Here is a 23,162-nt window from a genome sequence, read left to right on the forward strand (position 1 = left end):
CGCGGCCGCGGGCTCCGGAGGAGGGGCGGTCGCGGGTCAGCTGCGCGGCGGCGGGCAGCCGGCGATCTCGCCGTGCGCGTTCGTCCCCCACGAGCTGAGCCATCCGTTCGTCCCCGAGGCGCGCTTGGTCAGCAGCAGCCGGGTCGGGTACGCCGCGGCGGCGCGCGCGCGAGCGCGGCTCAGCGGAGGAAGGGTCAGGGGCACGGCTCAACGGTACCTTCCGGGCCCGGGAGACGGCCGGTCCCGTCCACGATTCAGGGAGGATGCGCGATCCGGGCCGCGGATGCGCGTGTTCTCGTCGGCCGGAGCAGCCGCGACCCCTGCACGCTCCCTCCGGCACCGATACCCCTACCCGTGGATCGGCCGCAGGCGCATCGTGGAGGAATGAAGCAGATCCAGTACGCCGGCGCGACCTTCCAGGTGGGGGACGCGGTCGCCGACGCACTCGTCTCCTACGCCTCCGGGCTCGCCGCGCACGGCCGCACCGACAGCGTCGAGCTCCCCGTCCTCGCCGGCGACGGCCACGCGACGGTCGTGACGCTGCTGCTCAACTCCGCGACCAGCCTCGTCGTCTCCGGCGCCGCCGGCCTCCTGCCCGGGCTCGACGAGAAGGCCGTCGCCGCCGACCTCCGCCAGCGGACGCAGTGGCTGGACGCCGTCCCGGCGGTCACCGCCGTGGAGCCGAGCGCCCCGGAGGACCTGATCTGGCTCGAGTTCCCGGAGGTCGCGGCCCTGATGGAACCCGAGACCGGCGCCCACTCCCCCGCGACCCTCCACCTCGTCGAGCGCCCGTCGCGGCGCGACTCCCTCGTCTTCACCGTCGTCTACGTCAGCACGCTCGACCGCGACCTGGGCTCCGGCGAGATCCGCCGGCTGCTCGAGACGAGCCGCCGCAACAACGTCGAGCACGGCGTCTCGGGGATGCTCGTCTTCCGCGGCCGCCGCGTGATGCAGCTGCTCGAGGGCGAGGAGTCGGACGTGCGCTCGCTCTACGCGCGGATCCTCGCCGACCCGCGGCACGAGGGCGTGGTCACCGTCTGGACCAGCGTGCACGAGCAGCGCCGCTTCCCGGACTGGTCGATGGGCTTCGACGAGCTCGACCTCCCCGTCGAGCGGCCGGCCTCCTGGCCCGAGCCGGACCTCCCCGAGCAGTCGATCGACGCCGTGGCGGACGACTACCTCCGCCGCCGGTCGGAGGCGCTGCGGAGCGCACTGGTGAGCAGCGACCCCCTCGTCGCGAGCCTCGCCGTCATCCTGCACGGGCACCGCCCCGAGCGCGTCCTCGAGGGCGGCGCCGGAGTGCGCCTGCGCTGCGCCGAGTGCCGCGCCTTCGACGCCCACGACGGGTACGACTCCTACCCCTGTGCGACCGCGAGGACCGCGATCCAGGCGCTCGAGGCGGCCTGACGCCGGCCGGGCGGCCGTGCGGGATCGCCGTCCCGGGGCGCTCCGAGCGCACCCCCCTTCCGCGGGTCCGCGCAAGCCCGTCCGTGCACCCCGGCGCGCCCCTAGGGTGAGGCCATGACCGATCCCGGCGCGGCCCGCCACGACGTCCTCATCATCGGCGGCGGCAACGCCGGGCTCTCGACCGCGGGGCGGCTGCGGCGCTCCGGAGTGGACGACGTCGCGGTGATCGAGCCCCGGTCGACCCACGTCTACCAGCCGATGCTCTCCCACGTCGCGGGAGGCACGGCACCCGCCTCCGCGGCGACCCGGCCCCAGGGCTCTGTGACGCCGAAGGGGGTCGTCTGGATCCAGGACCGCGTCGAGACGATCGACCCGGTCGCGCACACGGTCGCCCTCCTCTCCGGCCGCCGCGTCGGCTACGGGCAGCTCGTCGTCTGCCCCGGCATCCAGAAGGACTGGGCGGCGGTCCCCGGGCTCCAGGAGGCGATGGACTCGCCGTTCGGAGTGTCCAACTACGAGTACGAGTACGCCCGCAAGGCGTCGCAGGTGCTCCGCGAGGTCCGCTCCGGCACCGTCGTCTTCACGCAGCCCGGCGGCCCCGGCACCTGCTCCGGCGCCTCCCAGAAGCCGATGTACCTCGCCTGCGACTACTGGCGCGCGACCGGCGTCCTCGACCGCATCCGCGTCGTGCTCGTCGTGCCCACCCCCACCCTGTTCGGGATGCCGCTGATCGACTCCGAGCTCGAGCGGAAGGTGGCGGAGTACGGGATCGAGGTCCGCTACGGCCGCGAGCTGGTCGAGGTCGACGCGGCCGAGCGGCGGGTCGTCCTCGCCGTCGACGAGCGCGCGACCGCGCTCCCCGGCCCCGACCGCGCACGGCGCTCGACCGACGGCCCGCGCGAGACGCTGTCCTACGACGTGCTGCACGCCGTGCCTCCGCAGTCGGCCCCCGACTGGCTGGCCGGCACCGGACTGGCCGCCGAGGGCGACGAGGGCGGGTTCGTCGAGGTCGACCCGCTGACCCTGCGGCACCCGCGGTTCCCCGACGTCTGGGCGCTCGGCGACGCGGCGGCCGCGGTCAACTCGAAGTCCGGAGGAGCGCTGCGCCAGCAGACCACCACGCTCGCGAAGAACCTCGTCGCCGCGCAGAAGGGGCGCCCGCTCCCCCGCGTCTACAACGGCTACTCCGTCTGCCCCTTCGTGGTCTCGCGCTCGAGCGTGGTGTTCGCCGAGTTCGACGACCGCTACCGGCCGAAGCCGACCGTCCCCTTCTGGACGGGCCTGGCGAAGGAGCGTCGCCTCACCTACCTCGCCGACCGCCGCGTCCTGCCGTGGGTGTACTGGAACCTGATCCTGCAGGGACGGGCCTGAGCGTCCTCTTCCGGACATGTCCGGAAGAGGCGCTTGCCGCTGCCGGATGCACTCCCGAGACTGAGGGGTCGGCACTGCCGTCCGACGCGCCCCCTCGTCTCCTGGAGGACCCGATGCGGCCCAGCCCGACTCCCGACCGCTCCGGCACCGCGCGATGACGACGGCGCAGGACTGGGGTCCCTCGACCGACGCGGACTCCGCCGGCGGTCCGCCCCCCTCGCGGAGGCAGCGCGTGCGCGCCTGGATGCGCGGCGGCTCCTTCGGACCGACCGGCCTCACCCGGCGCGGCTGCCTCCTGGTGCTGGCGTCGGCGCTCGTGGTGGCGGTGCCGGTCGTCGCGCTGACGCTCGCGCACGTCGATCCGCACGCGTCGCTCAAGGTCTGGATCCTGGCGATCACGCTGATCGCGCTGGTCGGAGCGCTGCTCCGGGTCGTCGCCGACGCCGGACCGGATCCGCAGGCCGACCTGGACCGCGCGGGCAAGGCGGTCGGAGCAGTCGCCGCGGCCTACACGGCGCTGGCCGTGATCATCGACTGGGGGATGCTGCACCTCTGAGGCGCGGTCAGCGGTCCTCGTCCCGCGGGTCGTCCGTGCCACCGGGAGCGCCGCGGATGCCGTCCGGAGTGCTGCCGGCGCCTCCCCCAGCGCCGCCGGTCCCGTCCGGCGCCGCCCGGTCGCCATCGCGCCGGCTGAGCCAGCCGGCGGCCTCGCGCCGCAGCCGCTCCGCCTCCGGACTCGGGATCGGCGGCTCCGCCGGCCGCTGCAGGAGCCGCACCTGCCGCACCGCGCCGAGCACCACTCCCGCGCCGAACAGCGTCAGGCCGAGCAGGAGCACCAGCCACAGCGGTGCGTGCCGCCGTCCGCCGCCGACGACGGCGCCGAGATCCCAGCCCGCATCCGCCGCCAGCCAGAGCATCCCCGCCACGAAGACGGCGCTCACCAGCGAGAGGGCCCAGGGCTGGGCGAGGAGGAGCGCCTGCGTGCGCTGCGTGCGGATCCCCTTCGCCATGCGGCGATCCTAGAGGGCGCGTCAGCCCGCGAGGATCCGGTCGACGAGCCCCTGCGCGTCGCCCTCCGCCGGCACGATCTGCACGGTGTCGCCCTCGATCGGCTGCATCACGGAGAGCGCCGACTCGACCCGGTCGCCCGCGCGGAGGAGGAGCCGGGCGTCGGCCCCCTCGTCGATCGCCGCCTGCGAGCCGCGGCGCAGGAGGGCGGCGCCCGCCTCGTCGAACCGGACGTCGACGACTCCTGCGCCCGGATCGGCCTCGACCGCCGCGACGCCCGCGCGGGTGAAGTCCTCGGGATCGACGAGGACGTCCTGCCCGCCGACCGGGACGCACTGAGGATCGGAGCCGGCCTCGCAGAGCGCGGAGACGGCGACCCCGAGGCCGCCGACCGGTTCCGGGGTGGCGGCCGGAGACGCCGCAGGCGACGACCCGGCGGAGCAGCCGGTCAGGGCGAGCAGGAGGAGCGCGGCGGCTCCGGGGGCGGTGCGGCGGATCACGGGGTCTCCTCGGGTCGCGTCGGAGCGCGCCACGATACCGAGGCCCCGGCGCAGCGGCCACTCCGCGGCACGGCTCGGGCGGGCGGCGACAGCGCCACCTCAGAGCCGGACGACCAGCTTCACCGCCGACACGCCCCGGTGCAGCCGGTCGAGGGCGGGCTGCAGCGCGGCGAGCCCCTCGCCCACCACCTCGGGTGCGGGGGCGCAGACGTGGCGGCCCTCGGCGAGCGCCGTCGGCAGGTGGTCGCGCCACAGCATCGGCCCCACCTCGTTCGTCATCAGCGAGCCGCCCCAGACGAAGCGGGCGCGGATGCCGTGGCGCCGGGCCGCGATCTGCAGCGCCGCGGTGCCGCCGACCACGCGCAGCATCGTCCGCACGAACGCGGCGCTGAGACCGCGCCGCCGCGGGAGCGAGCCGAACGAGACGGAGGGGCTGGCCAGGGCGACGCGTCGCGCTCCGGTGGCCGCGGCGACCGCGACCGACGGGGCACCGGAGCCCGTGCCGATCGCGAGCACCCCCGCGACCTCGTGGCCCGCGAGCGCCGCGACCAGGTCGGCGACGACGGTGGGGCTGCGGTAGTCGAGCACGATCTCGGCGCCCAGCTCGCGCATCCGCTCGTGGTTGCGGGGTGACGCGGTCGTCGCCACCCGGTGCCCGGAGGCGACGGCGAGCTGGATCGCGTTGCTCCCCACGCTCGTCGTCCCGCCCCAGACCACGACCGTCCTGCCCGTCGGGCGGACCGGGACGCTCGGGTGCGGCAGGGCGAGGTGGTCCCGCTGGAACAGCGCCGTCGCCGCCGTCGAGACCGCGAGCGGCAGCACCGCCGCCTCCTCGAAGCCCATCCGGTCGGGGATCGGCGCCGCCAGGTCCTCGCGCACGACCGTGTACTCCTGGAAGGCGCCCTCGTCGCGGTTCCGGCGCCCGCGCTCCATCCCGACCGCGTACGCGACGACCCGGTCGCCGACGGCGAAGCGCGTCACTCCGGAACCGACCGCCTCGACCACTCCGGCCACGTCCTCCCCCAGCACCGCCGGGTACGGCACCCACCGGAACATCAGATCGCCCGTCCACTGCTTCATCTCGTCGACCGGGTTCACGGCCAGGGCGCGGTTGCGCAGCAGGACCTCCCCCGGTCCGGCGACGGGCATCGGAGCGGGGCGGACGACGAGGTCGGCCCGCGGGGCGGTCAGCAGGGCGGCGGTGTTCTCGGGCACGGGCGACTCCAGTCGGAAGTGATGGCAGGACGTGTCGTCACCCTACTCCTGATGACAGGTCGTGTCGTCAGCTATTCTGGGCGGATGTCACGCTGGGCCCCCGACGCCGCCCTCCGCCTCGAGCAGGCGGCGATGGAGCTCTTCGCCGAGCACGGCTACGCGGGCACCACCGTCCCCGCGATCGCGGAGCGCGCCGGACTCACCACGCGCACCTTCTTCCGCCACTTCGCGGACAAGCGCGACGTCCTCTTCCTCCGCGAGCGCGAGTTCCCCGAGATCGTCGGCCGCCTGCTCGCCGACGCCCCCGCGGGCCTGGACACGATGGCGCTCCTGATGCACGGCCTCGAGGCCGCCGCCGACGAGCTCCAGACCTGGCGCGCCGGGATCGCCGCGCGCCGCGCCGTCGTGCGCTCCGAGCCGCAGCTGCGCGAGCGCGAGCTCCTCAAGTCGGCCGCCCTCGCCGACAGCATGCGCTCCGCCCTCGTCGACGCCGGAGTCTCGCCCGAGGACGCCGCGCTCGCCGCGCTCACCGCCTCCGCCCTCTTCGACGTCTCCCTCGAGCGCTGGCTCGCCGCCCCCGGCTCCGTCCTCCTGGCCGACGTCCTCCGCGGCGAGCGCGCCCGCCTCACCGCACTGCTCGCGCGCTGACGCGCCGCTCCGCCGCGCTCCTCCGCCCCGCGCTCGGGCGATGCGTCGCGAACGGTCGTCATCCGAGCCCCGGAGCGACCGTTCGTGACGCGTCGGACCGGCGGCCTCGAGAGGGCACTGCTCAGGCGGGCAGCGCCCAGGGGAAGGCCGGCGCGTTCGAGCGGGCGCCCTGCGAGGCCTTCGAGCGGCCGGGCTCGCCGAGCTCCGCGAGCAGCGACTCCGACTCGCCGACGAGGACCGCGAGCGCGCCGGGCGTGAACCACTCCGGGCGCAGGGCGAACAGGAGGTCCTCGGTGGCGGTGTTCCCGCTGGCGCCCGGCGCGAAGGGGCAGCCGCCGAGGCCGCCGAGCGCGCCGTCGACCACCGCGGCCCCGGCCTGCACGGCCGCGATCGCGTTCGCGACTCCCGAGCCCCAGGTGTCGTGCCCGTGGAACACGATCTCGCGGGGCGGGGTCTCCGCGGCCACGCGCGAGACGAGCGACGCCACCTGGCCGGCGTACGCCTGCCCGAGCGTGTCGCAGACGACCACGTCCGCCGCTCCCTCCGCCCGCGGATCGCGCGCGATCGCGAGCACGCGCTCCTGGTCGACCGGACCCTCGAACGGGCAGGTGAACGAGGTGGCGATGCACAGCTGGATCCGCCCGCCGACGCTCTCGGCGAGCGCGACCGCCTCCGGCATCGCGGCCAGGCTCGCCTCGGTCGGTCGGCCGACGTTGGCGAGGTTGTGCGAGTCCGACGCGGAGAAGCAGTACTGGAAGCGGCGCGCCCCCGCAGCGGCCGCGCGCTCCACGTGGCGCGGAGTCGCGACCCACACCCAGCACCGCTCCAGCTCCTCAGGGGTGAGCGCGGCGATGACGTCGAGGGTGTCGGCCATCGGAGGGACGAGGTCGCCGCGCGCGAGCGAGCCGATCTCGAGCTCGGGCACCCCCGCGGCGAGCAGCGTGCGCGCGAGGTCGACCTTGCGCTCGGTGGTCAGGAGCTTGCCGGTGAGCTGCAGGCCGTCGCGGAGGGTGACGTCGCGCAGGCGCGCGGAGGCGAGCGCGGTCACCGGCCGGCCTCCTCGGCAGCGGCAGCGGCGGCTGGAGCAGCAGCGGGATCGGTGCGCCGGAGCATCCCCAGCACCTCCTCGGTGTCCTGGCCCAGATCGGGCGCGAGCGAGCGGATGGGGAGGGAGCGTCCGCCGAGCACCGGCACGATCCCCGGGAAGCCCACGCCGCGCAGAGTGCCGCCGGCGTCCTCGACGTCGAAGGGCTGGATCATGTCGCGCGCCGCGTACTGCTCGCTCGCGCTGATGTCGGCCGCCGTGTAGATCGGGCCGGAGGGGACGCCCTCGTCGTCGAGGACCGCGAGCGCTTCCGCGGCCGTGCGGCCCGCCGTCCACGCGCCGATCGCCGCGTCCAGCTCGTCGCGCCGGGCCCAGCGCTGCTCGTTCGAGGCGAGCGCGGGATCCTCGCCCAGGTCGGCGCGGCCGATCACCGCCATCAGCCGCTGGAAGATCGCGTCCGCGTTCCCCGCGATCACGATGCTCGCCCCGTCGCCGCACGTGTAGGCGTTGGTCGGGGCGATGCCCTCCATCCGCCCGCCGACGCGCTCCCGGACGATGCCGTGCGCCTGGTAGTCGGGGATCAGCGACTCCGTCATCGAGAACATCGCCTCGTGCAGCGCGACGTCGACGACCCGCTCCGCCAGCGGTGCCGGATCCAGCCCCGCGGAGCGGCGGGTCTCGCGCTGGAACAGCGCCATCATCACTCCGTAGCCCGCGTAGAGCCCGGCGATCGAGTCGCCGATCGAGACGCCGACGCGCACAGGCGGCCGGTCCGGGTCGCCGACGAGCTCGCGGAACCCGCCCATCGCCTCCGCGACGGCCGCGAACCCGGGGCGGGCCGACAGCGGGCCGGTCTGCCCGAACGCGGAGATCCGGCCGATCACGATGCCGGGCCGGGCCTCGTCGAGCACGTCCGGCCCGATCCCCCAGCGCTCGAGCGTGCCGGGCCGGAAGTTCTCGAGCACCACGTCGCACTCGGCGACCAGGCGGCGGACGGCGTCGCGCCCCTCGTCCGTGCGCAGGTCGAGCGCGATCGAGCGCTTGTTGCGGTTGATCGTGTGGAAGAGGAGCGAGGTCTCGGACCCCTCGTGCAGCCGCCAGCGGCGCAGCTCGTCCCCCGTGCCGGGCCGCTCCACCTTGATCACCTCGGCGCCGAAGTCGGCGAGGAGCCGGCCCGCCGTGGGCGCCGCGATGAAGTTGCCGAGCTCGAGGACGCGGACGCCCGCGAGCGGGAGGGGTGCGGTCATGGCACGGCCTTTCGCTCCCGTCGAGGCTAGCGCGGAGGACGGCGCCACCCCCTGCCCTCGTGCGGACACCCGACCTACACTTGCCGGACACCATGCGCAGACACACCCTCACTCCGCGACCGGACTGGCGAACCCGCTGCGACGAGATCGGCTTCAGCTTCTACGACCTCCCCTCCGAGGGCGGCCGCCCCTACTGGAACGAGTCCGCGGCCTACTCCTTCGAGCCCGCCGAGATCGACCTGCTCGAGCGCACGACCTCGGAGCTCTTCGACCTCTGCATGGAGGCGTGCGAGCTCGTCGTGCGGAAGGGCCGCTTCGCCGAGTTCGGCATCCCGCCCCGCTTCCACGACCTGGTGCGCACCTCGTGGGACGAGGACGACCCGACGGTCTACGGCCGCTTCGACCTCGCCTACGACGGCGCGGGCGCGGTGAAGCTGCTCGAGTTCAACGCCGACACCCCGACCTCGCTGGTCGAGACGGCCGCGGCCCAGTGGCAGTGGCTCGTCGAGACGAAGGGGCCCGACGCCGACCAGTTCAACAGCCTGCACGAGCAGCTCGTCGAGCAGTGGCGCCACCTCCGCCTCGAGCGCTGGTCGCTCGACGAGGGCGCGCGCCTGCACCTCGCGTCGCTGCACGACTCCGGAGACGGCGAGCTGATCGTCGAGGACGCCGACACCGTCGCCTACATGGCCGAGACCGCGGCGCAGGCCGGCTTCGACCCCAAGCTGATCTTCGTCGAGGACATCCGCTACGAGCTCGACGGCGCCGGCTTCCTCGACGGCGACGGCGAGCCGATCCGCCACGTCTTCAAGCTGTACCCGTGGGAGTGGATGCTCGGCGAGCAGTTCGGCGGCCTGCTCCTCGACCGGCGCGAGCGCACCCGCTGGGTCGAGCCGGCGTGGAAGCTCCTGCTCAGCAACAAGCAGCTGCTGGTGGTGCTGTGGGAGATGTTCCGCGGCCACCCGAACCTGCTGCCCGCCTCCGTGCATCCGCTGCCCGGCACCGCGCAGGTGCGCAAGCCCCGCCTGGGCCGCGAGGGTGCGAACGTGACGGTCCTCGACGCCGACGGCTCGGTCGTCGCCGAGAACGGCGGGAGCTACGGCGCGGAGGGCTTCATCCACCAGGAGCGCGCCGAGCTGGCCCGGGTCGACGGGAGGACCGTCGTCATCGGCAGCTGGATCGTCGGCGAGACCCCGGCCGGCATCGACGTGCGCGAGACGAGCGGCCTGATCACCGGCGACCTGGCGGAGTTCGTCCCCCACTACATCGAGGGCGGACGGAGCGACGGGGCCGCGACGGCCGCGGACGCCGCGTCGGTCTCCTCCCGCCCCGAGCACCGCGCCGCCCCCGCCTACGGCGCTCCCGCGCCCGGCACCCCCGCGCCCGAGTACGGCGCCCCCGAGCACGACCGGCCGCAGGACACCCGCGCGGCCCGCCCGCAGGACGAGGAGACCCGATGACGGACGACGACCGCACCCCGAGCGATCCCGGGACGCCGAGCTCCGGGAACGACTGGGGCAGCCGGGATCCCGGCGCGGGCGACGGCGCGTCCAGCGGCACCGGCGGCGGCCCCACCCGCACCGCTCCCCACCGCTCCCGGAGCGTCGGCATCAGCGGCATCGCGAAGAACCGCCGCGGCCTGCTCATCGGCGGCGCGGTCGCGGTCGGCGCGGTCGGCCTGGCCGTCGCCCTCGCCAACGGCGGCCCCTCGACCGACGGCGTCGTCGCGACGGGAGCCGACGGCCAGGACTACGTCATCCCCGAGAACGCCGAGCGCCCCGTCTACGCGAGCCGCGAGGACTGCCTCGCCGACGTGCGGGAGCAGATCGCCCAGCTCCAGGCGCAGGGCGAGGAGGTCGGCGACGACCCCGAGCAGCTGTGCGAGGCGACCGACGAGTACCGCGGGCACTACGCCGGCGGCTTCTGGCTCGGCCCGCTGATCTTCGCGTCCTCGCGCTGGAACTCGACGCGGGCGACCAGCTGGGCGCCCGTCGCGTCGGGCGGCTTCGCGGCCCGCGGAGCGACCCAGCCCGACGTCGTGCAGCGCGCCCCGGCCGGCTCGACCGTCGGCTCGAAGGCCACCCTCTCCGGCGGCTTCGGCTCCTCCGGCAAGTCCGGCTTCGGGTCCACCGTCGGCGGCTGACCGCGGCGCTCCTCCCCTTCCGCGCTGGAGACGCTCCGAGGCCTCCGCCTGCCGCCGAGACACCGCTCGCCGTGCGGCGCCCCGGCGGTCACGGGGACGGCTCGCCGCCGCCCTCCCTCAGGAGGAGGGCGTCGCGCTCGGGAAGAAGTGCCGCTCGACGGGGTCGCCGTCGGCGTGGGCCAGCGCCGCCGCGCGGATCTCGCGGTCGCGGCCGGTGAGCCGCTGGGTCTCCTGCCGCCGGAACTCGCCCCACGAGGGCACCATGAACGTCTCCAGCTGCACGTCGGCCTCCTCCCCGCTCCGGTAGAGCGCCCACCGCGAGGCGCCGGTCCGACGGCGGGAGCTCTCCAGCAGCCGCACGGCCGACCGGAAGTCGGCGAGGGAGTCGGGGCGGACCGTCCACGAGATCTGCACCATCACCGGCCCGTCCGCCGGCTCCGGCTCGAACACCAGCGTGGGCGTGGGCCACGACATCGAGATGCTGCGGTCGACGGTCCCCGTCCCCGGCAGGAGGGGCAGCACCCGCACGCTGGCCGCCACGAGGAGGAGCAGAGCGGCCGCCGCGGTGTACGCGGGCGCGGTGCCGAGCACCTGCGCCGCCAGGCCCCAGCCGATCGAGCCGACCGCCATCGTCCCCATGAAGACCAGGATGTAGATCGAGGCTCCCCGGGACCGCACCCACTGCGGCAGCGTGAGCTGGAGCGCCGCGTTCAGCACGGTGAGGGTCCCGATCCACGCCAGCCCCGCGAGGACCAGCAGAACCAGCGCCGGGACGAGAGGCAGGAAGGCCGCCGCGAGCGTCCCCGCCGCGAACAGCACGGCGCTCGCCCCGATGACGACGTCGTCCGAGAGCTTCCGACGGGCGAGCGGCAGGGCGAAGACGCCGAGCACGGCGCCGGCCCCCAGCGCCCCGAGGAGGAAGCCGTAGCCGCTCGAGTCGAGTTGGAGCCGCTTCGCGGTGAGCGGCAGCAGCGCCCAGAGCGCGCTGGCCGGCAGGGCGAAGAGCGCGGAGCGGAGGAGGATCCGGCGGACGAGGTGCGCGGAGGCGACGTACCGGATCCCTCCCCTCAGGGCCGCGCCGAACTGCTCGCGGTCGTCGAGGCCGGTCTGCGCCGGACGCTTCCACCAGAGCAGGGCGAGCACGGCGCCGATGAAGCTCAGGGCGTTGATGCCGAAGACCACCGGAGCGCCGAACGCCGAGAGGACGACCCCCGCCAGGGCAGGGCCGACCGCGCGGGCGCCGTTCACCGTCACGCCGCCGAGGGCCGACGACGCCGCGATCAGGTTCCGGGGCACGAGCTCCGGCTGGATCGCCTGCCAGGCGGGCGAGGTCAGGGTGGAGGTGATGCCGAGGAGGAAGGTGAAGGCCAGAATCGTCCACGGCGTCAGCGCGCCCACCGCCGCCACGACCGTCAGAGCGGCCGCCAGCAGCGCACTCGCCGACGACCCCCAGATGAGCAGCCGCCGGCGGTCGAGCGAGTCGGCCAGCACGCCCGCGGGGAGGGCGACCAGGATCGAGGGCGCCAGACTCGCCGTCTGCACGAGCGCGACGACCGCAGCGCCCGCGGCCGCCTCGACCAGGTACCACTGGGCTCCGACGGTCTGCATCCAGGTGCCGATGTTGCTGCCCAGCTGGGCGAACCACAGGACCCGGAAGGCGGTGATCGCCATGGGCGCCCAGGCGGACGGCTGCGCCGGTGCGGACGGTGTCGCCGGAGCGGCGGGAGCGGGAGCGGGAGCGACGTCCTCAGTCACGGGGCACGGCCTGCCGCACCGAGAAGAGGTTGCCGAAGGGGTCCAGCAGCTGGCACAGCCGCTCCCCCGTGAACACCGTCTTCGGACCGCGGTGGGCGACGGCGCCGTTCGCCGTCCAGTCGGTGACGACGGCGTCGACGTCGGGAACCGTCCAGTACGGGCTCGTGCCGTCGGGTCCGGGGCGATTCAGCTCGTCCCGCTCGTGCAGCGTCAGGCGGGTGCCGTCCAGGTCGAAGGCGACGAGCGCACCGCCGCGGACGACGGGCTCGCGCCCGAGCCGCGCCGAGTACCAGGCGACCGCGGCGTCGAGGTCGTCGACGAAGTAGAAGACGTCACCGACTCCGGCGAACACCGTCGTCGTCATGCTCGGGCCGGAGGGAGGGCGTCGCGGAGGAAGGCGAGCGAGGGTCCGATGGCCGCCTCCGTGTACCCCTCGGCGTGACGCGTGCCCGGGATCAGCTGCAGCGTGCTGGCGACTCCGACCGCGGAGAGCGCCGCCTGCATGGCCTGCGCGTCGCTCACCGGCACGAACTCGCCCAGCGAGTTGGCCAGGAACACCGGTCCGCCGTCCGGGGAGGCGTGTCGCGTCGTGGAGGCGGCGGTGAGCAGCCCGCGGTCGCCTCCGACCTCGTTGAGGATCGTCCAGCGCAGGAAGGCGTCGTTCCGGCCGGTCTGGTTGATGTCGGCGCTCTTCATCGCGTCGAGGTCCTGCGTGGTCGGCGTGGCCGGGAGGTCGTCGGTCGCCTCGACGATGCCGAGGAGATCGAACATCCCCGACCAGCTGACGGCGGGCCGGCCGGTGGCGATCGCGGCCTCCACGACCAGGTTCCCGCCCGCCGATCCACCGAAGAACGCGAGCCTGCTGCGGTCGAACGCCCACTCGGACGCGACCGCCCACCGCTCCGCGGCGAGCACGTCGTCCCTGCTGGCCGGGAAGACCGAGTCCGGAGCCTCGCGGTAGTCGGCCGCGAACACGAGGTAGCCGGCGTCGACCAGCATCGTCGCGAGCGCCCGCTCCTTGCTCTTGTCCCCCCGGAACCACCCGCCCCCGTGGATCAGCACGACGGCCGGCCGAGCGGCGTCCTCGGCCGGGGACACCGCCCTGCTGTACACGTCCAGCACCTGATGCGGGGAACCCCCGTCGACGTACGCGACGTCGATGCTCACTGACGGCTCGTCCGACACGATGACCCCCTCCGGTTGCCTGCTCCTGACTGCAGTCCCGACGGTAGGAGCCCGGATCGGCGCTAGCCAGGCCCTGCCGGGGTCACGCAGGAGGGCGGGCACCTGGGCCCTGCTCGCGCGTGGACGGGGCTCCGCGAACCGGTCGGCGGAGCCCGGTGCCTCACTCCGGGATCAGCGCATGATGGAGACGGCGGCGCTGCGTCCCTCGTTCCCGGCGGCGTCGAGGGCACGCGCGGTGATGCTGTACCTGCCCGCGGGATAGGCGGAGGTGGAGACGGTCAGGCGCCAGGATCCGTCGGTGGCCCTGGTAGCGTCGCCGAGCCTGGTCGAGCCGCTCCAGAAGCTGACGCGGGTCGTGCCGACGTTGTCGGTGGCGGAGGCGACGAAGGTCACGCTGGAGCCGACGGTCGTTCCCGTCGCGGGCGAGGTGATCCGGACGGAGGGCGCGATCGTGTCGACGGCGGGCGTCGAGGTCGGCGTCGAGGTCGGCTTCGGGGTCGGCGTGGTGCCGCCCAGCGGCAGACCCCAGGCGTTCCAGGTGGTCGCTGCGATCTTCGCCTGTCCGCTCACGTTGGGATGGAAGTAGTCGACGTCGGTCGCGATGGTGCTCAGGGGAACGCTCATCCGAGTGATCGCTCCACCGTCCCAGATGCAGTCGTTCGCTGCGGCGTCACAGGCCGAGAGGAGGGCGCTGTTGTAGGCGGAGGCGCGGGCGGCCGCCTCGGCGACGGAAGCGCTGTACGCGGTACCGGTCAACTGGTTTCCGTCCTTGTCGCCGCGGATCCTCGGCGAGGACGCGGCGGGCGCCCGGAACGGGATCGTCACGGTGCACGCGGCCGCACGGCCGAGGTCCGCTCCTCCACGCCGGCCGTCGGCCGGCGCGCGCCTCCTGTCAGTCGTGCTGCGATCGCTGGAACGACGACGACGAGCGCCCTCGTCGATCGCATCCGCACACCGCCGCGACGCGGATCGCGACTAGCCTCGGAGGGTGTTCCTGACCGAGCCGTACGGCTTCCGCGACCGCTCCGCCCTCGATGAGCGCCGGGCCCTGCTCGAGGACGAGCCCTCGGTGCAGCCCCTCCGGGCGTTCCGCGAGGAGCTCCTCGCCCGGCGTACCCGCAGGCATCCCGACGCCGTCGTGCCCGACTTCGACCCGGCCGAGGCGGGTATCGAGGCGCGCGCGCTCCTCGTGCTGGAGGCCCCGGGACCGATGTCGGCGGGCCCCGGCGGCTCCGGTTTCGTCTCCGTCGACAACGACGACGCGACGGCCGCGGCGACCTGGGCCCTCCGCGACGAGGTCGGACTGCACGCCCGCACGCTGGTCTGGAACATCGTGCCGTGGCGGGTCTACGGCGTCGCCGACGCGGACGAAGTGCGGCAGGGCGCGATGGAGCTGCGCCGGCTCCTCCCGCTGCTCCCCGACCTGCGGGTCGTCGTCAACGCCGGGACCGCGCCGACCAGCGGCTGGAAGAAGAACATCGAGCCGTACCTGGTCGACGGCCCCACCGTCATCGACTCGTGGAGCCCCGGTCAGCGGGCGATGAGCCAGCCCCGCAAGCGCGACGAGCTCAAGCGCGCCTTCGAGCGCGCGACGCACCTGGTCGGCTGAGCCCCCGGGGCCACGAGGCGTCACGAACGGTCGTCATCGGAGCCGGCAGGCAGCCCTTCGCGACGCATCGACCGCGGGCGGTCCGCTCAGGCCGAGCGGGCGTCCCGCAGCGCGTCGGCCGACTGCTGCGCGGCGCGGCGGACGTCGCGGTCCGGGTCGCGGAGCATGCCCGTCAGGACGGCCTCGACGCTCGCCGCGAACTCGCCCTTCGCGTCGCGACCGGAGGAGATCCCCGCCAGAGCGGCCGCGACGAGAGCGCGCGCGCCGGCCGAGCGGACGCGGGGGTGCTCGTCGGTGGTGAGCCGCGACAGCTTCTTCTGCCCGCCCAGCACGCGCTCGGCGCAGACGCGGGCGCACATCTCGCGGACGCGCCAGGAGGGGTTCGCGAGTCCGGCGGTCACCGCGTCGGCGGCGTCGTCGTCCCAGACGTAGAGGAGCGCGCGGGCGCCCCAGAGCTCGGGCCAGTAGAGGGAGGGCGCTCCCTTGAGGATCCCGTCGGCGTGCTCGCCGCCCACGGTGAGGAGGAAGGACTCGCCCTCGTAGCCGCCGGTGAGCAGGGCCGCGGATCGCAGGGCGACGGTGCACTCCCCCTCGCGGGCGACCTGCGCCCGCAGGCGCTCCTCGAGCGGATCGGTGAGGGTGACGGTCGGTTCGTTGTCGCGTGCCATGAGGCTCCCGAGAGTACCCGCCCTCCCCGCACCACGGCGGATCCCGGAGCGGATCGCCCGATGCCCGCCCGCGCAGGGGCGCCCACCGGGCGGTCGGCCCCGCCTGACTATGCTGGTGCCACCCCCGGCAGCCGAGCCCTCTGAGCCTCGTCCGTGCCGGGGTGGCGCGGCTCACCCGCCCGGGGAGCGGAGGAGGTCCTCTCATGGCCGATCGGCCGAACCTCCGTCATGTCGCGGCGGTCGCGGGCGTCTCGCACATGACCGTGTCGCGTGTGCTCAGCGGGCACCCCAACATCAAGGAGTCGACCCGCCAGAAGGTCCTCGAGGCGGTCGACGAGCTCAACTACCGGCCGAACATCGCCGCCCGCTCCCTCGTCACGCAGCGCACCGACCGCATCGGCGTGATGATCGAGAGCGGCGCCGAGTACGGACCGTCGAGCACCCTCCGCGCGATCGAGCGCGCCGCCCGCGAGAAGGGGTACTCGATCACCTCCGTCGCGCTGCGACCGGACCTCGAGATGACCCCCACCGACGCGATCGGCCACCTGATGGGCCTCGGGATCGACGCGCTCTGCGTGATCGCGCCGCGCTCCTCCTCGGTGGCGACCCTCCGCACCGTCGAGATCGGCGTGCCGACGCTCGTGGTGAAGAGCGACAAGGACCCGAGCTTCCTCACCGTCTCGGTCGATCAGCAGGCCGGCATGTTCCAGGCCGTCGACCACCTGGGCAACCTCGGCCACCGCGACGTGCTGCATCTCTCCGGCCCCCTCGACTGGCTCGACGCACGGGCCCGCGAGCGCGCGTTCCACAGCCGCGCGAAGTCGTGGGGGATGCACGAGCGCCCGATCGTCATCGGCGACTGGACCCCGGATTCCGGGTACGACTTCGCCGCGAGCCTGCAGTCGGTCCCCGACTTCACCGCGATGGTCGTCGCGAACGACGAGATGGCGCTCGGAGTGATCCACGGCCTCGTCGAGCAGGGGATCCGCGTGCCCGAGGACGTGAGCATCGTCGGCTTCGACGACCTGCCCACCGCGCGCCACTTCCTCCCGCCGCTGACGACGGTCCGCCAGGACTTCGACAAGCTCGGGACCACGGTCGCGGAGGTGATCCACGCGCGGATCCGCGGCCAGGAGATCCCGCAGCGCACCCGGATCTCCACGGAGCTGGTGATCCGCTCCTCCACGGCCGCTCCCCGATCGTGACCCTCCTGTTCCCGTCCCGCCGCACGCGCTCGCGTATCATCGGCGGCAGCCCCTGGCACGCCGGACCCTGACGGCGCGCCGCACACGAACCGAGGACGGCACGTGGCGATCTCATCGAGGACGACCCGGAGCTCCGCGGCACCCGTCGTCGAGATGACCGGCATCCGCGTCTCCTTCGCCTCCGGACCCGCTCTGAAGGACGGGAACCTCCGGCTGGTGCCGGGCGAGATCCACGGGCTGATGGGCGAGAACGGCGCGGGCAAGTCCACGCTGATCAAGACCCTCACCGGCATCCACCAGCCCGACGCGGGCGAGATCCTCGTCGACGGCGTCGCCCGCCGCTTCAACGGCCCCGCGGAGGCGAAGGCCGCCGGCATCACGGCCGTGTTCCAGGACGAGCGCCTCACCGACAACCTCAGCATCGGCGAGAACGTGATGCTCGGCCACGAGGTCCGCGGCCGCTTCGGCATCTCCTGGTCGCGCACCCACGACCGGGCGGCCGAGATGCTCGCCGAGCTGGGCCTGGAGGACCTCGACTCCCACCTGCCGCTGCGCTCGCTCTCCCCGGCGATCCGCCAGCTGGTCGCGATCAGCCGGGCGATGGTGGACCGGCCGCGCGTGCTGGTGCTCGACGAGCCCACCTCGAGCCTCGACCTCAGCGACGTGGCCCGCCTCTTCACCGTGCTGCGGAGGCTCCGCGACCAGGGTGTGGCGATCCTGTTCGTCTCTCACTTCCTCGAGCAGGTCCTCACCCTCAGCGACCGGCTGACCGTTCTGCGCGACGGCGGCACCGTGGGCGAGTATCCGGCCCACACCATGGACCGCGCCGAGCTGATCGCGAAGATGATCGGGAAGGACATCGACGCGCTGAGGCAGATCGGCTCCGACCGCCGCGAGCACCGGCGCCAGCCCGTCGGCCCGGCGATCTACCGCGCGCACGGCATCGGCCGCCGCGGCGCCGTGGGCCCGACGGATCTGGAGCTGCACCGCGGCGAGATCGTGGGCTTCGCGGGCCTGCGCGGCTCGGGGCGCACCGAGCTGGCGTCGCTGGTGAGCGGAGTGGAGAAGCCGGACACCGGCGAGGTGCTGATCGACGGCGAGCCCGCCCACATCTCCGATCCGGTGTCGGGCCTGCGCCACCGCATCGCCCACTCGAGCGAGAACCGGCGCGAGGACGGGATCATCGGCGACCTCTCCCTCCGCGAGAACATCGTGCTCGGCCTGCAGGCGCTGCGCGGCTGGGCGCACCCGCTCTCGGCCGCCGAGACGGACACGCTGGTGCGCACCTACGTCGAGGCGCTCAACATCTCACCGGCCGACCCGGACATCCCGGTGAAGTACCTCTCCGGGGGCAACCAGCAGAAGGTGGTCCTCGCGCGGTGGCTCGCGACCCGTCCGCGGCTGCTCGTGCTCGACGAGCCGGCGCGCGGGATCGACGTGGCGTCGAAGGTCGAGATCCAGGCGCACATCGCGCAGCTCGCGAAGGAGGGGGTGACCGTCGTCTACATCTCGTCCGAGCTGGAGGAGGTGGTGCGCCTCAGCGACCGCATCGTCGTCTTCAAGGACCGCGAGAAGATCGGCGAGGTCAGCAACGGCCCCTGGCTCACCGTCGACACCATCGTCGAGATGATCGCCGCCGACCGCGACGACGACCTCGACGACGACGACTGACCCTCCCCCGGCCGCATCGCGGGCCGAGCCCTGCTGGTCGAGCAGCCGCACCGCGGCGTATCCCGCCCCCCGCACACCGCTCGACCGCCAGGACCTCGAGGGCCGCGCGGGTCCCGCTCGGGCGCCGGGCCTGCGAGGATCCGGGGGTGGACGATCAGCGACCGGACGAGCTCGCGGAGCTGCAGCGGCGCGCGTACGGCCGCGGCTCCGACATCGAGCGGGACCCCGGCGCGCTCGCACGGCTCTCCGCGCTCGAGGCCCGCGTCCGTCCCGCCCCCGGCACCGCACGGCCGGACGCGGCGGCTCCCGGGAACGGGATCACCGAGGACGCCGCTCCCGACGACGCGGCACCTCCCGCGGACGCCTCCGCCGACGAGGCGTCCGAGCCCCTCGGCCACGCCCCGCCCCGCCGCTCCCGTCGGCGCAGCCTCCTCCTCCTCGCCGCGCTGGCCGCGACGGCGGCCGTCGCCGTGGGGGCCACCCTCCTCGCCACCGCCGGGGACGGGCAGCCCGGCCGCGAGGTCGCCGTGCTGCCTCTGTCGAACGGCACCGACCTCCCCGGCTGGGAGGGACTGGGGTTCGACGGATCCGTCACCACCGAGGACTTCGGCGGTCTCACCGTCGTGCGGCAGAGCCTGCCCGCCGACACGGGGCTCACCGTCGTCCGGCAGCGCCGCTCGTCGAGCGCCGGCTCGTGCCTCTCCATCGTGCGGACCGCCGATCCGCAGGACGGCCTGTTCTTCCAGGGCTGCACGGCCGGAGCGTTCCCCGCGGTCGCGCAGTTCACCGTGACCTCGGCAGCGCCGGAGGCCCTGCGCGAGCGGTTCCCGATCGGCACGTCCCTGCGGTTCGCCCTCGAGGGCGACGAGATCCGGGTCCGATCCGACGCCCGCTGACCGCTCACATCCCGACCGTCCCCACCCGGGCCGTCCCCACCCGGGCCGTCCCCACCCGGGCCGGCCGCACCCGGGCCGGCCGCACCCGGGCCGTCCCCACCCGGGCCGGCCGCCTCCCGACCGCTCGCCTCGCGCCCGCTCCGCTCCCGCCCGGCCGGAGGCGCACCCGCGCTCAGACACCCGTCCGCCCGTGCGGGTCCCCCACCTTCTTCGACTCGCTCGACCCGCGCTCGCGCAGGAACACGGCGAGCGCCGCCATGCTGCCCACCGCGAGGAACTCCGACTGCCAGTTCTGGAGCGTCCGGTTCCAGAAGTCGGCGGAGGAGACGTAGCCGAGCCAGTCGACGGGCGCCTCCAGGCTCGTCAGCTGCTCCTCGTTGTAGGCCACGACGCCCCTCACCGACTGCGCAGCCCACGACAGCAGGAACACCGCCCCCATCACCAGCAGCAGCGAGTGCGAGAACAGCGCCTGCCTCAGGCCGCCGGCGGAGGCCGAGGGAGGCGAGTCGTCCCCCGCGGACGGCCCGCCTTCTGCTGCTCGTCGGTCTCCAGCCCCTCCTCGCCCACCCGCTTCGACTCGGGCGAGCCGCGCTGCACGAGCCAGACGGTCGCTCCGATGTAGAGGAAGAACTGCAGGTACTCCGACTGCCAGTTCTCGGCGACGTCGATCGCGAAGTCGGAGGAGGTGACGAAGCGCCAGTAGCCGACCTCCCGCAGCCCCTCCGCTGTCTGGGTGTCGTTGTAGGCGGCGAGCCCGGCGAACGACTGCCCGGCGAGAGCGAGCAGGAAGATCGCGAGGAAGAACAGCGAGAGCCCGTTCTCGCGCAGGAAGCGGCGCATCCGGCTCATCTCCCCAGGATCCCGACGGCGAAGAACCCGATCAGGCCGAGCACGATCACGGCGTAGTAGAGGGCGGAGGCGGTGCGCACGTCAGCTCCCGTCCAGGACGCACTCGAAGGGCGCGTCCGCCACCGGCGTGCAGCCGGCCGCCCTCATCAGCCGGCCGTCGTCGCCCGGAGTGAGGAACACCGCGGTGCTGCCGGAGCGCACGATCGCCGCCCGGCCGTCGACCTCGGCGTCCCCGGCTCCGTCTCCCGCGATCCCGAGCTCCAGCACGCCGGCGGGGCAGTCGCCCTCCCGGTCCTGCACGGCCTCGCGGGCGGAGTCGGTGAGCAGCGCGCACGCCGCCCGGCCGTCGCCGCCGGCGACCGCGGAGAGGAAGGCGTCGGCCGCGTGGCGGGCCGCCGTGCCGTCCGCGGAGCATCCGCAGAGCGCGAGCACGAGGGCCGCCGCCGCGGCCGTCGCGGGGACGGAGCGCGATCGAGGGAGCTTCATGGCCAGGGAAGCTACTCCCGGCCCTGAGCCCCGGGGAGAGGGTTGCCATGGCGCCCCGTGGGCCCCGCGACCGGATCGTCACCGAAGCGCACCGTCGAACCGCAGGACGGCCTGTTCGTCCAGGCTGCTCGGCCGGCGCGTTCCCCGCGGTGACGCGGTTCACCGTGACGTCGGCGGCGCCGGACGCCCTGCGCGAGCGGTTCGCCGTCGGCACGTCGCTCCGGTTCGTCCTGGAGGGCGACGAGATCCACGTCCGCTCCGACGACCCGTGAGCGCCGTTACTCCCCCGCCGGCGTCATCAGGCGGAGCGACGGAGCGCGCCCCTTCTCGATGTGGGTGAAGGCGATCGACTCCGCGAGCCGGTCGTTGCCCGCGAGGATCGCCTCGAGCAGGCCCTGGTGCTCCTCGGACTGCTGGTGCTGGTCGCGCGCGGAGGTCAGGTAGAACAGCCACGTCATCCGTCCGCTCACCGCGCGCATCAGCGAGGCGAGGAGGGCGCTCGCGGCGATCTCGGCGATCGCCTCGTGCACGATCGTGCTCGTCTCGGCGACGAGGAGCCAGTCCTCGCTGTCGAGAGCCCGGTGCTCGGCCGCGATGGCCTCGTGCAGCGCAGCGGGCGACGCTCCGGACGCCACCTGCTGGGCGGCGAGGCGCGCGGCGAGGGTCTCGAGGCTCAGGCGCACGTCGAACAGCTCGGTCACGTCGGCCGCCGTCCACTCGGACACGCGGGAGCTGCGGCGGGGCAGAGTGCGGACGAAGCCCTCGTTCTCGAGCTGCGGCACCGCCTCGCGGATCGGGAGGCGCGACACGTCGAGCTCGGCGGCCAGGGCCGACTCGACCAGGCGCGAGCCCTGCGGGTACTGGCCGAGGATGATCCGCCTCCGGAGGGTGCGGTACGTCTGCGCGGTCAGCGACTCCTCGGGCGCGATGCTCGTCACGCGGGCCTCCTTCGCTCGGATCCCCCTATTCAAGCGGGTCGCCGCTGCGTCGACGGCCGTCATCGGGCCACCCGCGTCTCGACCTCGACTCCGCGGGTCGCCCGCTCGGCGCGCTCGAGCAGGTACGCCCCGGCCGCGAGGTCCTGGAGTCCGATGCCGACGGAGTTGAACACGGTCAGATCCTCGGCGTGCTCGCGGCCCGGAGCGAGGCCGGCCAGCACCTCGCCCAGCTCCACCACCTGCGACGGCTCCAGCGCGGACGTGCGGACGTTGTCCGACTCCGCGAAGGCGATGCCGCGCGAGTCCACCGCGACGAGGGCGGCGCGGGCGAGGACGTCGGCGCCGAGCTCGCGGTAGCCGTGCCGCGGGGGCGACCCGACCGCGTTGACGTGCGTCCCCGCAGCGAGCAGCCGGGCGGTGAGCAGGGGCTCGACGGAGGGAGTGAGCGTGGTGACGACGTCCGAGTCGCGCACCGCGTCGCCCAGGTCCTCCAGCGCGGCCGCAGGTATCCCGTTGGCCACCAGCTCCGCGGCGAGCACGCGGGCGGAGGAGCCGGACGGCGACCACACCCGCACCTCCTCGAGGTCGAGGACGGAGCCGAGCGCGAGCGCGTGCTCCCGGGCGAGCGGTCCCGCTCCGACGAGCGTCGCGATCCGGGAGCCGGGGCGCGCGAGAGCGCGGGTGGCGAGTGCGGAGACGGCGGCCGTCCGCAGCCGCGTCAGAGCGCGGCCGTCGATCAGGGCCAGGGCTTCGGCGGTGCCGGCGGAGTAGAGGGAGACGGTCGAGCGCTGCGGAGGCAGACCGTCGAGGCGGTTGCGGGGCGCGTCGACGAGCAGCTTGACGGCCGCGAGTCCGAGGTACGGCGCGAACGCTGACATCGGCACCACGGCCGGCCCGTCCTGGCTCGAGTCGCCCGGGATCCGCATCGGCTGCGGGACGGGCTGCACGGCGCCGCCGGTGGCGAGGGCCCGGTGCGCGGCGTCCAGTGCGGCGATGAGTCCCGCCCACTCGGTGAGCTCCTCGCACTCGTGCGAGGTGATGATGCGTGTCGACATGTCATCCTCCTCCGCCCATTCTGTATGCAGAACGAGCAACGGAGCAGCCGTCGTCCTGACGCCCGGAGCCCGTCGCAGGATCGCCCCGGGCCCACTCGACTCAGCGAGAAGCCCGGAAACCCGCGGATCCAGGAGTGATCAGCGCCCTCGAAACCCGGAGAAGTGTTTACGCAGGCGAAACCTCCCGTGATGCGCACGAAACAGAGTTAGCGCAATTCTGTATACCGACAGCCCGTCAACGATTCAGGAACGGAGGTGACG

27 protein-coding genes are annotated in these 23,162 nt (G+C 74.2%); 11 read left to right on the forward strand and 16 right to left on the reverse strand.

The window, feature by feature from the left end:
* Window positions 1-36 precede the first annotated feature (36 nt).
* Window positions 37-204 (reverse strand): hypothetical protein, encoded by a 168-nt coding sequence (locus C5D44_RS17925; RefSeq protein ID WP_181118456.1) that lies wholly within the window; start codon window positions 202-204, stop codon window positions 37-39.
* A gap of 180 nt (window positions 205-384) precedes the next feature.
* On the opposite strand from C5D44_RS17925, the gene C5D44_RS05300 reads away from it, so the two are divergent.
* From C5D44_RS05300 to C5D44_RS05310, 3 genes are all read left to right on the forward strand, one after another.
* Window positions 385-1,407, forward strand: a complete 1,023-nt coding sequence (locus C5D44_RS05300) for a BLUF domain-containing protein (RefSeq protein ID WP_104275935.1) — start codon at window positions 385-387, stop codon at window positions 1,405-1,407.
* A 114-nt stretch (window positions 1,408-1,521) separates the two neighbouring features.
* The gene (locus C5D44_RS05305; protein ID WP_104281066.1) at window positions 1,522-2,778 is read left to right on the forward strand and encodes an NAD(P)/FAD-dependent oxidoreductase; all 1,257 of its coding nucleotides are present in this window, start codon (window positions 1,522-1,524) and stop codon (window positions 2,776-2,778) included.
* A 154-nt stretch (window positions 2,779-2,932) separates the two neighbouring features.
* Window positions 2,933-3,334: a hypothetical protein gene (locus tag C5D44_RS05310; protein ID WP_104275937.1), complete on the forward strand. Its 402-nt coding sequence runs from the start codon at window positions 2,933-2,935 to the stop codon at window positions 3,332-3,334.
* Window positions 3,335-3,341: 7 nt separating this feature from the next.
* Here C5D44_RS05310 and C5D44_RS05315 read toward each other — a convergent pair whose 3' ends face one another.
* The 3 genes from C5D44_RS05315 to C5D44_RS05325 form a co-directional block, all read right to left on the reverse strand.
* Window positions 3,342-3,788, reverse strand: a complete 447-nt coding sequence (locus C5D44_RS05315; RefSeq protein ID WP_104281067.1) for a hypothetical protein — start codon at window positions 3,786-3,788, stop codon at window positions 3,342-3,344.
* A gap of 21 nt (window positions 3,789-3,809) precedes the next feature.
* A complete protein-coding gene (locus C5D44_RS05320) occupies window positions 3,810-4,286 on the reverse strand; it encodes a hypothetical protein (RefSeq protein ID WP_104281068.1) in 477 nt (158 codons plus the stop codon).
* Window positions 4,287-4,385: 99 nt separating this feature from the next.
* Complete coding sequence (locus tag C5D44_RS05325) at window positions 4,386-5,501, reverse strand: zinc-binding alcohol dehydrogenase family protein (protein WP_104281069.1); 1,116 nt, start codon at window positions 5,499-5,501, stop codon at window positions 4,386-4,388.
* A gap of 84 nt (window positions 5,502-5,585) precedes the next feature.
* On the opposite strand from C5D44_RS05325, the gene C5D44_RS05330 reads away from it, so the two are divergent.
* Entirely contained in the window at window positions 5,586-6,149 is a 564-nt protein-coding gene (locus C5D44_RS05330; RefSeq protein ID WP_181110179.1) for a TetR/AcrR family transcriptional regulator, read from the forward strand.
* A gap of 121 nt (window positions 6,150-6,270) precedes the next feature.
* On the opposite strand, the gene C5D44_RS05335 is transcribed toward C5D44_RS05330, so the two are convergent.
* Together C5D44_RS05335 and C5D44_RS05340 are read right to left on the reverse strand one after the other, a co-directional pair.
* Window positions 6,271-7,197, reverse strand: a complete 927-nt coding sequence (locus C5D44_RS05335) for a hydroxymethylglutaryl-CoA lyase (protein ID WP_181118450.1) — start codon at window positions 7,195-7,197, stop codon at window positions 6,271-6,273.
* Window positions 7,194-8,441, reverse strand: a complete 1,248-nt coding sequence (locus tag C5D44_RS05340) for a CaiB/BaiF CoA-transferase family protein (RefSeq protein WP_104281071.1) — start codon at window positions 8,439-8,441, stop codon at window positions 7,194-7,196. Before C5D44_RS05340 ends, C5D44_RS05335 begins: the two co-directional genes overlap by 4 nt.
* A gap of 92 nt (window positions 8,442-8,533) precedes the next feature.
* On the opposite strand from C5D44_RS05340, the gene C5D44_RS05345 reads away from it, so the two are divergent.
* Together C5D44_RS05345 and C5D44_RS05350 are read left to right on the forward strand one after the other, a co-directional pair.
* A complete protein-coding gene (locus C5D44_RS05345) occupies window positions 8,534-9,901 on the forward strand; it encodes a glutathionylspermidine synthase family protein (RefSeq protein WP_181118451.1) in 1,368 nt (455 codons plus the stop codon).
* The gene (locus tag C5D44_RS05350; protein WP_104281072.1) at window positions 9,898-10,584 is read left to right on the forward strand and encodes a hypothetical protein; all 687 of its coding nucleotides are present in this window, start codon (window positions 9,898-9,900) and stop codon (window positions 10,582-10,584) included. Before C5D44_RS05345 ends, C5D44_RS05350 begins: the two co-directional genes overlap by 4 nt.
* Window positions 10,585-10,701: 117 nt before the next feature.
* Here C5D44_RS05350 and C5D44_RS05355 read toward each other — a convergent pair whose 3' ends face one another.
* The 4 genes from C5D44_RS05355 to C5D44_RS05370 form a co-directional block, all read right to left on the reverse strand.
* Window positions 10,702-12,339, reverse strand: coding sequence for an MFS transporter (locus C5D44_RS05355; protein WP_258067890.1), 1,638 nt, complete (start codon window positions 12,337-12,339; stop codon window positions 10,702-10,704).
* Complete coding sequence (locus C5D44_RS05360; RefSeq protein ID WP_104281074.1) at window positions 12,332-12,703, reverse strand: VOC family protein; 372 nt, start codon at window positions 12,701-12,703, stop codon at window positions 12,332-12,334. The genes C5D44_RS05355 and C5D44_RS05360 overlap by 8 nt, the downstream gene beginning before the upstream one ends.
* The gene (locus C5D44_RS05365; protein WP_181110183.1) at window positions 12,700-13,506 is read right to left on the reverse strand and encodes an alpha/beta hydrolase; all 807 of its coding nucleotides are present in this window, start codon (window positions 13,504-13,506) and stop codon (window positions 12,700-12,702) included. Before C5D44_RS05365 ends, C5D44_RS05360 begins: the two co-directional genes overlap by 4 nt.
* Window positions 13,507-13,695: 189 nt before the next feature.
* Complete coding sequence (locus C5D44_RS05370) at window positions 13,696-14,349, reverse strand: Ig-like domain-containing protein (RefSeq protein ID WP_104281075.1); 654 nt, start codon at window positions 14,347-14,349, stop codon at window positions 13,696-13,698.
* A gap of 163 nt (window positions 14,350-14,512) precedes the next feature.
* Here C5D44_RS05370 and C5D44_RS05375 point away from each other — a divergent pair, with 163 nt between their 5' ends.
* Complete coding sequence (locus C5D44_RS05375) at window positions 14,513-15,133, forward strand: hypothetical protein (RefSeq protein WP_104281076.1); 621 nt, start codon at window positions 14,513-14,515, stop codon at window positions 15,131-15,133.
* An 86-nt stretch (window positions 15,134-15,219) separates the two neighbouring features.
* On the opposite strand, the gene C5D44_RS05380 is transcribed toward C5D44_RS05375, so the two are convergent.
* Window positions 15,220-15,801 carry a HEAT repeat domain-containing protein gene (locus C5D44_RS05380; protein ID WP_258067891.1) on the reverse strand — a complete coding sequence of 194 codons (582 nt, stop codon included), beginning with the start codon at window positions 15,799-15,801 and terminating at the stop codon, window positions 15,220-15,222.
* A 203-nt stretch (window positions 15,802-16,004) separates the two neighbouring features.
* Here C5D44_RS05380 and C5D44_RS05385 point away from each other — a divergent pair, with 203 nt between their 5' ends.
* The 3 genes from C5D44_RS05385 to C5D44_RS05395 all read left to right on the forward strand — a co-directional run bounded on the left by C5D44_RS05385 (window position 16,005) and on the right by C5D44_RS05395 (window position 19,573).
* Window positions 16,005-17,006, forward strand: coding sequence for a LacI family DNA-binding transcriptional regulator (locus C5D44_RS05385; RefSeq protein ID WP_104275950.1), 1,002 nt, complete (start codon window positions 16,005-16,007; stop codon window positions 17,004-17,006).
* A 102-nt stretch (window positions 17,007-17,108) separates the two neighbouring features.
* Entirely contained in the window at window positions 17,109-18,677 is a 1,569-nt protein-coding gene (locus C5D44_RS05390; protein WP_308471624.1) for a sugar ABC transporter ATP-binding protein, read from the forward strand.
* A 146-nt stretch (window positions 18,678-18,823) separates the two neighbouring features.
* A complete protein-coding gene (locus tag C5D44_RS05395; RefSeq protein ID WP_104281077.1) occupies window positions 18,824-19,573 on the forward strand; it encodes a hypothetical protein in 750 nt (249 codons plus the stop codon).
* Window positions 19,574-19,745: 172 nt separating this feature from the next.
* On the opposite strand, the gene C5D44_RS18630 is transcribed toward C5D44_RS05395, so the two are convergent.
* From C5D44_RS18630 to C5D44_RS05405, 3 genes are all read right to left on the reverse strand, one after another.
* Window positions 19,746-20,051, reverse strand: coding sequence for a DUF6766 family protein (locus C5D44_RS18630; RefSeq protein WP_308471643.1), 306 nt, complete (start codon window positions 20,049-20,051; stop codon window positions 19,746-19,748).
* On the reverse strand, window positions 20,048-20,422 hold the full coding sequence (locus tag C5D44_RS18635) for a DUF6766 family protein (protein ID WP_308471642.1): 375 nt from the start codon (window positions 20,420-20,422) through the stop codon (window positions 20,048-20,050). Before C5D44_RS18635 ends, C5D44_RS18630 begins: the two co-directional genes overlap by 4 nt.
* A gap of 81 nt (window positions 20,423-20,503) precedes the next feature.
* Window positions 20,504-20,908, reverse strand: a complete 405-nt coding sequence (locus C5D44_RS05405) for a hypothetical protein (protein WP_104281078.1) — start codon at window positions 20,906-20,908, stop codon at window positions 20,504-20,506.
* A gap of 149 nt (window positions 20,909-21,057) precedes the next feature.
* Here C5D44_RS05405 and C5D44_RS18405 point away from each other — a divergent pair, with 149 nt between their 5' ends.
* The gene (locus tag C5D44_RS18405) at window positions 21,058-21,180 is read left to right on the forward strand and encodes a hypothetical protein (protein WP_258067892.1); all 123 of its coding nucleotides are present in this window, start codon (window positions 21,058-21,060) and stop codon (window positions 21,178-21,180) included.
* A gap of 6 nt (window positions 21,181-21,186) precedes the next feature.
* Here C5D44_RS18405 and C5D44_RS05410 read toward each other — a convergent pair whose 3' ends face one another.
* Window positions 21,187-21,846 (reverse strand): GntR family transcriptional regulator, encoded by a 660-nt coding sequence (locus tag C5D44_RS05410; RefSeq protein WP_181118452.1) that lies wholly within the window; start codon window positions 21,844-21,846, stop codon window positions 21,187-21,189.
* A gap of 59 nt (window positions 21,847-21,905) precedes the next feature.
* Entirely contained in the window at window positions 21,906-22,901 is a 996-nt protein-coding gene (locus tag C5D44_RS05415) for an ornithine cyclodeaminase family protein (protein ID WP_104281080.1), read from the reverse strand.
* Window positions 22,902-23,162: the final 261 nt, after the last annotated feature.

The sequence above is a fragment of the Rathayibacter sp. AY1B5 genome (genome assembly GCF_002932795.1).
GTDB lineage: Bacteria > Actinomycetota > Actinomycetes > Actinomycetales > Microbacteriaceae > Rathayibacter.